The organism is Paenibacillus sp. J45TS6 (assembly GCF_018403285.1).
Classification (GTDB): Bacteria; Bacillota; Bacilli; order Paenibacillales; family Paenibacillaceae; genus Paenibacillus.
This window is the reverse complement of record NZ_BOSJ01000035.1, coordinates 1-12,573: the sequence shown is the minus strand read 5'-3', so window position 1 is coordinate 12,573 and position 12,573 is coordinate 1. Positions and strand designations below refer to the sequence as shown.

17 protein-coding genes and 1 rRNA gene are annotated in these 12,573 nt (G+C 40.7%); 3 read left to right on the top strand and 15 right to left on the bottom strand.

The window, feature by feature from the left end; all coding sequences use genetic code 11:
• Positions 1 to 91, top strand: a 91-nt coding sequence (locus KJS58_RS24425; RefSeq protein ID WP_213531749.1) for an IS3 family transposase, incomplete at its 5' end; no start/stop codon positions are given.
• 63 nt (positions 92 to 154) lie between these two features.
• Here KJS58_RS24425 and KJS58_RS24420 read toward each other — a convergent pair.
• The 8 genes from KJS58_RS24420 to KJS58_RS24385 all read right to left on the bottom strand — a co-directional run bounded on the left by KJS58_RS24420 (position 155) and on the right by KJS58_RS24385 (position 4,080).
• Positions 155 to 613, bottom strand: a complete 459-nt coding sequence (locus tag KJS58_RS24420; protein WP_213536272.1) for a hypothetical protein — start codon at positions 611 to 613, stop codon at positions 155 to 157.
• 22 nt (positions 614 to 635) lie between these two features.
• A complete protein-coding gene (locus KJS58_RS24415) occupies positions 636 to 1,115 on the bottom strand; it encodes a hypothetical protein (RefSeq protein ID WP_213536270.1) in 480 nt (159 codons plus the stop codon).
• 25 nt (positions 1,116 to 1,140) lie between these two features.
• Positions 1,141 to 1,347, bottom strand: a complete 207-nt coding sequence (locus tag KJS58_RS24410; protein WP_213536268.1) for a hypothetical protein — start codon at positions 1,345 to 1,347, stop codon at positions 1,141 to 1,143.
• 271 nt (positions 1,348 to 1,618) lie between these two features.
• Positions 1,619 to 1,876 carry a hypothetical protein gene (locus KJS58_RS24405; RefSeq protein WP_213536267.1) on the bottom strand — a complete coding sequence of 86 codons (258 nt, stop codon included), beginning with the start codon at positions 1,874 to 1,876 and terminating at the stop codon, positions 1,619 to 1,621.
• A 10-nt stretch (positions 1,877 to 1,886) separates the two neighbouring features.
• Positions 1,887 to 2,042 carry a GNAT family protein gene (locus tag KJS58_RS24400; RefSeq protein ID WP_213536265.1) on the bottom strand — a complete coding sequence of 52 codons (156 nt, stop codon included), beginning with the start codon at positions 2,040 to 2,042 and terminating at the stop codon, positions 1,887 to 1,889.
• The gene (locus tag KJS58_RS24395) at positions 2,039 to 2,254 is read right to left on the bottom strand and encodes a hypothetical protein (RefSeq protein WP_213536263.1); all 216 of its coding nucleotides are present in this window, start codon (positions 2,252 to 2,254) and stop codon (positions 2,039 to 2,041) included. The genes KJS58_RS24400 and KJS58_RS24395 overlap by 4 nt, the downstream gene beginning before the upstream one ends.
• A 15-nt stretch (positions 2,255 to 2,269) precedes the next feature.
• Positions 2,270 to 2,722, bottom strand: a complete 453-nt coding sequence (locus KJS58_RS24390) for a GNAT family N-acetyltransferase (protein WP_213536261.1) — start codon at positions 2,720 to 2,722, stop codon at positions 2,270 to 2,272.
• 380 nt (positions 2,723 to 3,102) lie between these two features.
• Positions 3,103 to 4,080 carry a GNAT family N-acetyltransferase gene (locus KJS58_RS24385; RefSeq protein ID WP_213536260.1) on the bottom strand — a complete coding sequence of 326 codons (978 nt, stop codon included), beginning with the start codon at positions 4,078 to 4,080 and terminating at the stop codon, positions 3,103 to 3,105.
• 127 nt (positions 4,081 to 4,207) lie between these two features.
• Between KJS58_RS24385 and KJS58_RS24380 the strand changes: the two genes are divergently transcribed.
• Positions 4,208 to 4,936, top strand: coding sequence for an MOSC domain-containing protein (locus KJS58_RS24380; protein ID WP_213536258.1), 729 nt, complete (start codon positions 4,208 to 4,210; stop codon positions 4,934 to 4,936).
• A 58-nt stretch (positions 4,937 to 4,994) separates the two neighbouring features.
• Here KJS58_RS24380 and KJS58_RS24375 read toward each other — a convergent pair whose 3' ends face one another.
• From KJS58_RS24375 to KJS58_RS24365, 3 genes are all read right to left on the bottom strand, one after another.
• Positions 4,995 to 6,953, bottom strand: a complete 1,959-nt coding sequence (locus KJS58_RS24375; protein WP_213536256.1) for a PTS fructose transporter subunit IIABC — start codon at positions 6,951 to 6,953, stop codon at positions 4,995 to 4,997.
• 61 nt (positions 6,954 to 7,014) lie between these two features.
• The gene (gene pfkB / locus KJS58_RS24370) at positions 7,015 to 7,929 is read right to left on the bottom strand and encodes a 1-phosphofructokinase (RefSeq protein ID WP_213536255.1); all 915 of its coding nucleotides are present in this window, start codon (positions 7,927 to 7,929) and stop codon (positions 7,015 to 7,017) included.
• A gap of 3 nt (positions 7,930 to 7,932) precedes the next feature.
• On the bottom strand, positions 7,933 to 8,679 hold the full coding sequence (locus tag KJS58_RS24365; RefSeq protein WP_213536253.1) for a DeoR/GlpR family DNA-binding transcription regulator: 747 nt from the start codon (positions 8,677 to 8,679) through the stop codon (positions 7,933 to 7,935).
• A gap of 480 nt (positions 8,680 to 9,159) precedes the next feature.
• Between KJS58_RS24365 and KJS58_RS24360 the strand changes: the two genes are divergently transcribed.
• Positions 9,160 to 10,428 (top strand): chitinase, encoded by a 1,269-nt coding sequence (locus KJS58_RS24360; RefSeq protein ID WP_213536251.1) that lies wholly within the window; start codon positions 9,160 to 9,162, stop codon positions 10,426 to 10,428.
• 22 nt (positions 10,429 to 10,450) lie between these two features.
• Here KJS58_RS24360 and KJS58_RS24355 read toward each other — a convergent pair whose 3' ends face one another.
• The 4 genes from KJS58_RS24355 to rrf all read right to left on the bottom strand — a co-directional run bounded on the left by KJS58_RS24355 (position 10,451) and on the right by rrf (position 12,554).
• Complete coding sequence (locus KJS58_RS24355; protein ID WP_213536249.1) at positions 10,451 to 10,813, bottom strand: MmcQ/YjbR family DNA-binding protein; 363 nt, start codon at positions 10,811 to 10,813, stop codon at positions 10,451 to 10,453.
• A gap of 13 nt (positions 10,814 to 10,826) precedes the next feature.
• Positions 10,827 to 11,423: a histidine phosphatase family protein gene (locus KJS58_RS24350; protein WP_249717898.1), complete on the bottom strand. Its 597-nt coding sequence runs from the start codon at positions 11,421 to 11,423 to the stop codon at positions 10,827 to 10,829.
• The gene (locus tag KJS58_RS24345; protein ID WP_213536246.1) at positions 11,420 to 11,959 is read right to left on the bottom strand and encodes an AAA family ATPase; all 540 of its coding nucleotides are present in this window, start codon (positions 11,957 to 11,959) and stop codon (positions 11,420 to 11,422) included. The genes KJS58_RS24350 and KJS58_RS24345 overlap by 4 nt, the downstream gene beginning before the upstream one ends.
• 478 nt (positions 11,960 to 12,437) lie before the next feature.
• A 5S ribosomal RNA gene (gene rrf, locus KJS58_RS24340) occupies positions 12,438 to 12,554 on the bottom strand.
• Positions 12,555 to 12,573: the final 19 nt, after the last annotated feature.

Genomic DNA, 12,573 nt, shown 5'->3' with positions numbered 1-12,573 from the left:
ATATATGAACTACTACAACACAAAACGATTGAAGGCAAAATTAAAAACGAGTCCGGTACAGTACCGAACTCGTTTTACCCAAGCTGCCTAATGAAATAACCGTGTCTAACATTTAGGGGTCACTTCAGTTCGGGAGGTTTTTCTTCGTACCATATTATAGTGTCCACATTCGCTGGGTGAGTATAGGAACTGCGTTCCTCTCTCCCCATTCATGTATCTCATCGAAGGCATGATCTGCTTTTTGCTTATCCAACACTCGAAAAGCAAGCATCATGGGTACGAGCATCTTATTCTTAGGTTTAATTCCGATATGCGGCCCATAATACTCCTCTATAATAATGGACTTCAACTCATCAGTACGAAATATACGGTTACCTATGATAAGTTGCCCCTTATGAAGTTGGATGCTTTTAGGTTTGACAGACCATTGATATAGCAGCAGCCCTAGTTCAAATAGAAACAATACAGCGGTTATAACTATGAATACATTTATGTAATCCCTATCCATATGAGCAATCGCTTTATATCCCCCCATCAATAAGGTGTACATCCCCATGGCGAACAGATTCCTGTATCTTCTCCTCGAAATAACTTCAATCTGAGGCTCATTCATAAATATTCCTCTCCCTTCTATACTATATTATCGATCTGATTTTTCCCTCCCGGATTTCAATCTGATATGTATCTGCCCATTCCTGCAACTGATCAAATGCTTCTTGTTCCTTATTAGGATTTGCAAATATAAATTGTAAACGCTGAGGAATCCATTTGCGCTTCTTTAGTTTAATTCCTATTGAAGAATTGATATATCCTTCTGAGACAATCAGATCGATCTGAGAAGGGAATACCACCTCTCCTTGCAATATAAGCCGATCTTCCTTGATGATCAGTAACTGTTCTCTACGAGTGCGAGTATAGGTAAAGTAATAATAAAGTTCATACCCTATAAGCACGATATATACCAAAATCAATACAAATGAAAGAACGTGCAGCAACAAATGATCCGTCTTTCGTTGAAGAACACTAATACCTAACAGCATTAAAAATAATAATATAGTAGCTGCCAGCTGTGATTTACGATCTTTTTTCGTAATTACATATTGTTTCTGCTCCACCTCGGTATCCTTCCTCTCTACTAAATTAGTAAGATATGCGTTTGTACTGAATAGGAATCTGGTGGATCTCGGACCAGGTTCGCAGCTCCTTCATAATTTCGTCTTCCTGCAATGTATTCTGATATTTCAACCTTAAATGAAGAGGAATTTGTTTTCTCCCCTTCAGCTTAACCCCTATAGTGGAATTCCAGTATCCATCGATCCGAATGGCTTCAATCTCCGAAGTCTTCACGCTACAAGAGCCTAGACGAAATGACCCAGGTAATAACTCGAGTTCGACGAAGCGAAGTGGATAGTATGTAAAACAATACTTTAGTATTAGAAATAATTTATACAGGAAAAATCCGATCACATACATATAACAACATACGGATAAGACATAAAGAAGTAGCGGAATCTCAAGCGTACTATTTTTGACCAGAAAATAAATATAAGAGGAAAGTAACGGGATCAAAAAAATGATTACTCCTATATCTCTTTTTCTTCTTACTACATGTATTTGTTCACTCACCCGTTTTCCCCTTCCTGATCATCCGTGTTATTCCGGTTCGAATCATCATATAGACGAAGAGCGTCAATAAAGCCAAACCGATCATCAGTAGAGGAGAAGCTTCAAATGATTGAACAGATGCAGACTCACTTTGCATCATCTGAGGAACATACATCCATGTCATAACCATTCCCGATAGAATCGGCATAATCACAAAGATCAGCATGAGAACCACTGCCCCTTCAAGTACAAAACGCCATGATTTGCTCAATTCCTCACCCCTAATCTACATATTTTCGAAATCCTACCACTGACTCTTTCTCATTGTATCCAAGAGACTCATACAGCCGATGTGCTTCCGCTCGCCCTGCTCCTGATACCAAAATAAGGTAAGAGCAATTCTTGCTTCGTGCAAGTTCCTCCATTCGGTCCATCATTTTACGGCCGACTCCTCACAATAGATTCCCATCACTGATCCAACAAGCTCCCCATCGTAAACAGCATCCAGCACTTCATAATTCTCATTATGCAGCAGCCTTTGATAGGTTTCTTCTAATTTAGTGGAATTTGTTTTTTCACCTGTTAACTCTTCGAGCAACATTGCTAATGTCGGTAGATGTTCCATCTCCACCTTTTGAATGGTAAGCATTCATTCCACCCCTTTTCACTTTCCTTCCAACTTTTTCTTTAAAAAATACTGTTTGATCCCCTCTGGGTACTCATCATTTACGCCATAGATTTCATATCCATTCTTCTCATAAAAGGAGGGAGCTTGATAAGAAAACGTGGAGGTATGTGCGAATAAGCAGCCCATCTCCTTCCCCCTGCGCTCTGCCTCAAGCAGCATCTGCCTGCCATACCCCGCTTTTCGGTAATCTTCTGATATCCATAGCACATCAATGTATAGCCCATATAACCATGACTCACAAAAAATACCTCCGACGACTTCTGAACTGGCATTTTTCAAATACAAGTGGATGTTTTGCCCCGGCTTCTGCAGCAGCCCGTTACTCGCTCTTACATTATACCCGTACAGTCTCCGGCAAATATTTTGGTAATCTTCAGGATGCTCTCGAAGCTCTGATAGTCGTAAATCACCAATCTCGATATCACTCATTATGTATCTTCCCTCCCGATCTCTTACTAGTAACCGCTGATATTTCTCGGGTAATCGCAGGATATTATTTTCTTTGACAAAGTTTATGTTTTCTTGTCAGGAACCTTGGGAAACTCCTGATGAAAAGAGTAAAATCTCGCACACATTTATCGATTTATAAGAACCAGACACTCTTGTTTCAGAATAAAAAAACAGGAAATAACTATGATATTTCCCCTCAGATTAATACATGCTAGGCGTTTTGTTTCCATCCTTGTGTATACATCATACCTGCTTTCTCCTCCATAAAATAAAGAAACCCGTTCTTTCCTAGAGGGAAATCCGGGTTCATCCAGTTTTTACTATTATATAATTTGATAGTTATGAACGAAAGAATTTTCTTATCTGTGTGAAAGGGAATCAATCTTAATCAGATCTTTTCCATAACGATGCTCTTCACCTGAGATCGTAAAACCGAGAGATTGATAAAGCTCCAATGCTTTTTCATTCTTTGTCTGCACACTTAGTCTTGCTGCAGTATATCCCTTTTCCTGCAAGTATTGCAAGCCATAACGGATAAGATGCGTTGCAATTCCTTTTTTTCGCCAAGCCGGTACGACAAAGACTTCTTCAATGGAACCTGATTTCTCATTTTCTTGACACACCATGACGCTGGCTACGAGCTGGTTATCCGGATCTAGTGCAGCAAAGCTAGTGAAATCAGTTCTTCCTTTCAACTGACGAAGTCGATGTAACCCAAGTGGATATTCCGGCCATATCGTGCTTTCTGTACGCAGATAGCGTTGTTCTTCATCAGAAGATTCAAGTGCAGTTTGGATGAACTGAAGTTCAGGGATCTGTAAATCGGGAGCTTCCTGTACACGATTCAGCTCTTTTTCCATCTCATACTGGCGATACATCGGAGTAAAACCACACTTCTCAAAAAGCGCTGAATTCTCCTGTTCTGCCTGATGATTTCCTACACAAAGCTGTACGGAATGAGTCTTAGGAAGATCTTGAGCGAGGACAAGCGCACGTTCATATAATGCACCGTAAAGTAACTGAAACACTTCCTCCTGATTGGATACTTCAGGCCTTAACTTTATGTTCATATAGATTTGGTGATAGCTCTCCACTGTACCGTCTTTCGTTCCTTCATATTCACCGGCCTCATCTTGAGATTGAATGGTTATGACTTGCACTTGCCCTTTTCCTACAAGGATTTCTCCGTCAAAGGCGCAGTACACATTATCGTGATTTTCTTCCGGACCTGGCCACCAAAAAATCGCATGTTTATACTTCGCTGTCACCGCCAGATATAACTGTACAACTTGTTCATGCCATGAATCTTTATAAGATTTTAAGACGATTTGTCCCATTCGCATCCTCTTTCCCTGTTTTCTTCTATTGTTACTCCAAAAAAATACCATAAACAAGTTATTATACATCTATAAGTGTTATCTACCACCTGCACAACCTTTTCATGAAATCGAAGGAGTGAATTCAATGTATGTCGGCCGGATCAAAGAAATTGTACGTCATCCTATAAAATCGTTTCAAGGAGAACGGGTACCCTGTACTCAAGTGATGGAATATGGACTTTATGGGGATCGCAGTCATGCATTTGTACACAAATCAAATCAAAATCAATATGTAACGATTACTCAATTGCCACAAATGGCTAGTTTTCAGGCACATTTTACAGGTCAAGAAATAGGGAAGCATTATCCACCTGTAGAAGTCATTACACCTGAGGCACAGAAATATTATTTTGGTGATGAGGAACTGACTCGTAAATTAGAGGAATTGTATAAAAAAGAAATCGTGCCGATCCAGTACGAACCTGCTCATGTGCCTTTAGGAGCGATTGAAGAGGAACCTATTCAACTCGTCACAGACGCTTCCATTACACAACTTGAGAAGCTATGGGGAAATGATGAAGTGGATTCACGTAGATTTCGACCAAACTTCGTTTTGTCGCTGGCTGAGCAGATTCCTTTTATGGAGGAACAATGGTTTGGTAAAAGGATGCAAATCGGAGAGAATGTTATCTTACTAATTAAACGACCCTGTAAACGATGCTCCATCATTAATATTGATCCAGAAAATGCGAAGCGAGACCCCTCTCTGCTGAAGAAGGTAGTTACAGAGCGGAATAACCAGTTTGGTATATATGCTTCTGTACTGCGTACGGGTATTGTTACCGAAGGCGATGAAGTCACGCTTCTGGATTAGTCTTATAAAAAAATAAAACCCGGAAGGACATTCCCTTCCAGGTTTCATTTTTAATATCTTATGCTTTTACTTCAATTGGTTTTTTCCATAATCCGAGAATCAGACCAGACACAACTGCACCAATGACTACAGCAAGTAAGAACAGCAGTGCATGGTTAGCAAGTGCCGCTACAAAAATACCGCCATGCGGTGCAGGAAGGTTAATTCCCCACAATTGTGTTAGTCCGCCTGCAATACCGGAACCAATAATACAGGAAGTCAGGACACGAAGCGGATCTGCTGCTGCAAATGGAATCGCGCCTTCGGTAATGAAGGAGAGTCCCAGCACGTAATTCGTTATACCTGATTTACGTTCTTGTTCTGTAAATTTATTTTTGAAGAACGTCGTAGCCAGTGCAATGGCAAGTGGCGGAACCATACCGCCGGCCATTACTGCTGCCATCATTAGTCCGTTCTCGTTCCCGCTGGAAGTAAAGACACCAATGGAAAACGTATATGCCGCTTTATTAAACGGACCACCCATATCAACGGACATCATTCCAGCAAGAATGACGCCCAGAAGCACCATGTTCCCTGTACCCAGGTTATTCAGTATATCTACCAAACCTACGTTAATCCAACTGAAAATCGGTGAAAGAATGTAGTACATTACTGCACCGGTAATCAGAAGACCAAAAACAGGATAGAGCATAATGGATTTTAGTCCATCAATCGCTGATGGTAAATATTTAAATACTCTACGCAGACCAAGGATCACATAACCCGCTAGAAAACCGGCTGCAAGACCGCCAAGGAATCCAGCGTTTGCATTAACTGCCATTAAACCGCCGACCATACCTGGCATGAGAGCTGAACGATCTCCAATACTCATCGCAATAAAACCAGCAAGGACCGGAATCAGGAAGTGGAATGCTCCATCTCCGCCTCCAATCGTCTGCAATAACTGGAAGATAGGACTGTCCGCACCAGCTGCTTGTTCAATCAAGAAGGAGATGGCAAGCAGGATACCTCCACCCACCACGAATGGCAGCATATGCGAAATCCCGTTCATGAGGTTTTTATAGAGCGTACTTCCTATGCTTGTCTTTTCTTCATCCGCAGAGGAAGAAGATGATGCAGCATCCGCATGAAGTATAGGTGCATCACCTTTTAAAGCCTTGGTGATTAGTTCTTCTGGTTTACGAATTCCGTCCGCTACAGGGCGCTGAAGTACAGGTTTTCCATGGAAACGGTCCAGATCCACCTTTTTACCAGCTGCAATGATGACCCCTTTTGCTCGGCGAATTTCATCTTCAGTCAGAACGTTCTTCGCTCCTTCTGCTCCGTTGGTCTCTACCCGGATATTTACTCCCATCTCTTTTGCTTTTTTAAGCAATGCATCTTCTGCCATAAAAGTATGAGCAATACCTGTCGGGCAAGCCGTAACGGCTACAACAAAATCTTCGGAAGAATCAGCTTTTGTTTCTGCTTCTGTTTTTGATTTCGTTTCTGCTTTTGCTTTTGTTTCTGCAGGAGCAGCTTTTGCCTTTTCTGCTTCTTTTTTCGCTTGCTCCGCTTCTTCGGTTTGTTGCTTTTCATCAAATAATGCCGTTACTTCATCCGGCGTTTTCGTGTTCATCAATTGCTCGATGAAATCAGCGTCAATTAATAGCTTAGACAAAGCAGCAAGTGTACGAAGATGCGTATTCCCTGCTCCTTCTGGGGCAGCAATCATAAAGAATACATGAGCTGGTGCTCCATCTAACGAATCAAAGTCAATCCCTGCTTTGCTTTTTGCAAAAACAACCGTTGGTTCATTCACTGCTTTAGTTTTGGCATGCGGCATCGCAATACCTCCACCAATCCCCGTACTTGATTGCTCTTCTCTCTTATAGATCGCTTCCTTGAACAATTCCGGGTCATTAATACGTCCGCTTTTGTTAAGGCTCGCAATCAGTTCATCAATTGCTTCCGCCTTTGTTGTTGCCTTTAAATCCATTATCATTACTTCTTTGATCATCAGATCCGTAATTCTCACAGTATGCACTCCTTTACTTAGGCAAGTATTAAAAATCGAATATCCTTACCCATGATGTAAGTTATTTCCACTCATTAATTTGTACTTGAGGAATCAGCGACTCAATCTGTTCTTTTAATGCTAGATCATCGGAGAACGCAGTTGCACTGCCTGAGGCAACACCCGTACGGAAAGATTTCAGTACATCGCCTGTAAGAGCGAACGTTCCAATAAATCCAGCAATCATGGAATCTCCAGCACCTACTGAATTCTTCACTTTACCAGCAGGAACATTCGCATGATATACCTTGTTATCCGTAATCAACAATGCACCTTCACCCGCCATAGAGATGAGCACATGTTTAGCACCTTCTTCAAGAAGTTTCCGGCCATATTTCACCAAATCTTCCTTGGTATCAATGGTAACGCCAAATAGTTCAGCCAGTTCATGGTGATTCGGCTTTACAAGAAGAGGTTTATCTTTCAGTGCTTGTAACAAGGCTTCTCCGGTTGTATCGATAACAAAGTCAGCCCCTGCTTCTTTACACACCTGAATCAATCGCTCATAAAAGTCACTGCCTAGAGAAGGAGGTACACTGCCCGATAGAACAAGAATATCACCTTTTTTCAATTGAGAGAGCTTTGCTACAAGAGCTTGTGCTTCTTCATTCGTGATAGCAGGTCCAAGCCCATTAATTTCCGTTTCATCGCCATGCTTCAGCTTCACATTAATTCTTGTATCATCGGAAATCGATACAAAGTCGGAAGCGACCGAGCTCTTGGATAAGAAATCACGAATGAATTCACCTGTGAATCCGCCAAGGAATCCCATCGCTGTATTCTCTGCACCAAGCTGGGTAAGAACTCTAGAAACGTTAATCCCTTTCCCTCCAGGTAACTTCAAATCCCGTTTCATTCGGTTTAAATGTCCCAGCTGTAATTGTTCAACTTCCACGATGTAATCAATGGAAGGATTCAGTGTCACTGTATAAATCATTGTTCATCCCTCAATTACTTTATATTTCTGACCAATGGGAACTTTATATGGTTCTGGCACCATATCGGTAATTAACGTTGCTTCATTCAAGTCAAACAACTTAGCAAACGTAATCTCACCAAATTTACTGGAGTCAGCTAGCACAAAAGTTTCACCAGACAACAAATGCGCATTCCGTTTTATTAAGGCTTCCTCCGGGTCAGGAGTAGTATACCCCATCTTTACATCAATTCCATTCGTACCAATAAACGATTTATCAAAACGGAATTGATTCATATTTTGAAGTGCGATACTCCCTACGACTGCTTTCGTATGCGTTTTCATCAAGCCGCCAAGCAAGTAACTGCGAATATTTTTGGAGACTAACGCATCCACATGAGACAAACCATTCGTTACCACTGTAATATTCTCTGCTTCTATATAAGGAATCATGGAAAGTGTTGTTGTACCTGCATCTAGATAGATACAATCGCCATTTTGCAATTGCTCTGCTGCAAGCCTGGCAACTTTATTCTTCTCATGAATGTTTTTGAATGTTTTTTCATCCATACCGGGTTCAGTGCTTTTCTGGGTAATTAGTGAAGCACCACCATGCACTCGCTTGAGCAGACGATTTGCCTCCAGATCAATAAGATCTCTTCTAACTGTTGATTCAGAAGCCCCTAGCAACTCTACAAGTTCTTGCAGTTTGACAACGCCGCGTGATTGTAAGCGTTCTAAAATCAAACGGTATCGTTCTTCAGTAAGCATTCCCATTCCTCCTGCCAGCTCTTATAGTATCATAAAATCATTAAAAAACAATCATTTTCTATCAAAAATATTCAAAATCTATCATCCATTCATTTATTCTGTCACAATTTTTTTAAAAATAAAGATGTATTTTCTATTGTGTCCTAATTCATAGCCCTCTTCCACTTCTCACTTCTATAATCATTACCCTTTATCTATAAATCTGTTCCATCTCTTCCACTGATTGTGTTGTAATTTATCCCTTCACGTTTGCACATACACAAATCCTAGTTTTCCTAAAATGATCGACAGCAATCACTCTAATTCTCCGGCATTTTCTACTCTCTTTGTCCTGTTTCTATATTCTTTATATAACTGTCCTTTTAGAGACATAAGAAATGACCAGAACACGGGATTTAGGAACTATGTACAAATTTTTTAAGGATTTTTATGATATGTTTGGGAACCAAGTCCATTTTAATGAGTGGAAGGAGAATGACGATGAATGAAAAGAAACGTCCGGCTAAGAAATCCCTTGCGTATAAAAGTGTAGGCATTGCCCTCAGCTCAGCTCTATTACTATCACCTTTAACTACTGCCGCCCAGGAACTAAAAACAAACTCAACTTCGCCAGCTTCTAATACTTCATCCGAAGGACTAACGAAATTAAGAAGTCTCAGCTTAATTCAGTACAAAGGCAGCACCCTAGAACTCGGAGAACACCGTTTGCTATCTCGTAAAGATATTACTCAGGAATGGGACGATATCGATCCTGATTATTCTCCTGAAAAATCTATAGAGGCGGTAAAAGCATTATTATCGGAGCAAGATTTTGAGGAGTTATTTCCTTATCGGCTTGGTTCTAAAGAATGGTTCAAGGTTGCTAAGGGAAAGGAGTACTTCAAAGAGGATCAAAGTGATTATTTTTCGTACGCCAACTTAATGCAAGCAGTCCAAGAAGTATCTAACCTAAAAATTAAAATTAGTACACGAACAGGTTCGCCCTCTTCGCAAGAAATCATTAGATTAGATAAAGAAGCAAAAGTGGAAACCCTTATTCTTCGATCGGATGATTTTAATTCAGATGAAAATAAGAAAAAAACGTTAGAAACGGTTATTGTGGACTTTGGTGCTTTCTTAAAGGAAGGATTTAAAAAAGACCGAAAACGAGAACTTGCTGCTTTTCTCGCTAATCTATCCCATGAAACGGGAGGAGGATGGGCTGGTGCACCTGGAGGGGAACTAAAATGGGGCCTATTCTGGAATGAAAATATTGCAGGCCGTACAGGAGTAAATATGGATGCCTTTGTTGATCCAGCTTCGGCCAAGCTATTTCCTGGAGTAAGTGGTCAGCGATATTACGGACGGGGTCCGATCATGCTGAGCTGGAATTTTAATTACGGGCTGTTCAGTTCTATCATTTACGGAGACAAAAATGTTCTTCTACAAAATCCAGATCAAGTGGCGGAAGACGGAAAATTAGGATATATGACGGCAATCTTATTCTGGATGACACCACAAGAACCTAAACCATCAGCACATGATGTGATGGCAGGCAGATGGAAACCAACTTCGGCTGAAAAAGAGAAAGGGCTTATCCCTGGTTTTGGAGCGAGCATTCTTGTGCTGAACGGACTTGAAGCCGGTCTTGGTGAAGTAGAAGGTAGTCCTGTTCTCCGAAGAGCTGGTCATTACCGTGACATTACAAAACGTATGGGGATTGATATCACGGGTGAGAAAATCGACACCTTAAACATGAAGCCCTTTTAAATCATGAAAACGGATTCACCCTTTAAGAATTAAGAATGACTTCTTGTTGTTTTTTGGTCAGGCTTTTTAATACCAGCTCATAGGAATGATCAATCATTGATGTAATATCGTCAAGTGATAAGCTTCCTTGAAGGGATATCGAGTTCCAGTGCTTCTTGTTGAGATGATATCCGGGAACAACTTCTTCATGTTGTTCCCGTAGATTCTCAGCTATCACGGGATCACATTTGAGAGAAATGTCTGTCGATTGCTGTTTCTCATTGAACGTAATTAAGGCAAACATCTTGCTTCCAACTTTGACAACAAGGGGCGCAGGACCAAAAGGGTAATCTTCTGTTGCCCCCTTTTTAGAAAGACAATATGCTTTAATGGTATCGTTCTTCATAAATCGTTCTCCTTTATTCTTGGTGTATGGGGGTATTCCACATGCGCTCTACTTTAGTCAGCTTCATATCACGAAAAATTAAATGATAGATATCCGGCATCGTGGTTTGTTTCCAAAAGCGAAACCCATAATTTGAATCGTAATAGTTCATCATAATGGTCATAATATTTCCGTGGGTACCAATGACAACATGCTTTCCTGCATATTGTTCCAACAGAAGTTCAAGTACAGGAATAGACCGCTCTTGCGCCTGCTTTGTCGACTCCCCTCCGTGCAGCGAGTAATCCTTGTCATCAAATGACTTTTTGATGGCCTGGAGAATGACCTCCCATTTTTCCTCGTAAAGGGGTCCTTTTATCAAACGTTCGCGTAAATTTTCATATTCATCGATCGGTAGCCCTTTTTGCTTTGCTACATATTGAACCGTCTGAATAGCTCTTCTATATGGACTTGAGACCACAGCATCTACCTTAATATCGGCGAACACATCTGCGACACACTTCGCGTACTCTAATCCTATCTCCGTAAGACCTCGTGAACGTTCCTCTCCATGAATATATATAGATTCTGCATGTCTAACCATATAAATATGGGTTTCGGTAGATGTCATGTCAGGTGCCCTCCTTTGATGTGATCCAAAATCACCTTAACGACTTCTTCTCTTTTCATCTGGTCTGTACCAAGTTTAATCTCAAACCGTGCGTCTTCGAATGCCGCGATACAACGTTCCGTTTGTCGATATACCCATTCACCAGGTGTTTCTCCTCGGTCATTCAGCCTACTATGGATTGTATCTTTAGATGCAGTAAGACAAAAATGATACATCTCTGAATCTATTTCCCCAAGGCCTTGCCTTATATATTCATAATTCTCAAGTTTATATAGAGTCATTGGTATAATCAGTGTACGGTTATATTTTCGTTTTAATTCTTTAGCACAAGCGACAACAAGTGTTCTCCACAACTCTAAATCTTGAAAATCATCCGTTTGTTCTTCCTTATATTTCACCTCGTCTGGTATAACCTTTCTCAGCATATAACCAATCTCTTCCGGGTCAAAAATCATACTGTTTGGAATCTTCTTATTCAAAGCCTCCGCGGCCGTCGTTTTTCCCGATCCAAATGCACCATTAATCATGATCATCATAAAATAATATCCTTTCTAAGCGCAAAAATTACGTATATATTATTTTGTATACTTCTCTATCCTGGATCAAATACCTTGTTCAGATATTAAAACTGTTCTTGTCACAGGACTTAAAATATCAAAAGCGTTGAAAGCATTAACCATGTTACGTATCCATCGATTCTACATAAGATGGTAAGATATGCGAATAACAAAGGGGTGCCATTAATACCATTACATTTACAATGGCCAAGGAGTTAGGCTCAAAGGGATATTACACTCAATTCAGTGATGTCAGCGGGAAAGGCAACTTGGAGAAATTAAAAGACGTTATTTCATATCTAGCAAGTGAATAAGCCAGTTTTATTTGGGGACAAATTATAATGAAACTAGAGGAAATCATCTATATAATCCGACTGTTTACAGAGCACATAGATTAGCAAGTATACATACAAAAACACACTTCCGATATACATCGAAAGTGTGTTTGTAGTGCTGTGCTTGGCAACGTCCTACTCTCCCAGGACCCTGCGGTCCAAGTACCATCGGCGCTGGAGGGCTTAACGGTCGTGTTCGGGATGGGTACGTGTGGAACCCCTCCGCTATCGCCACCAAACATGATTTTTGCGCTGTGA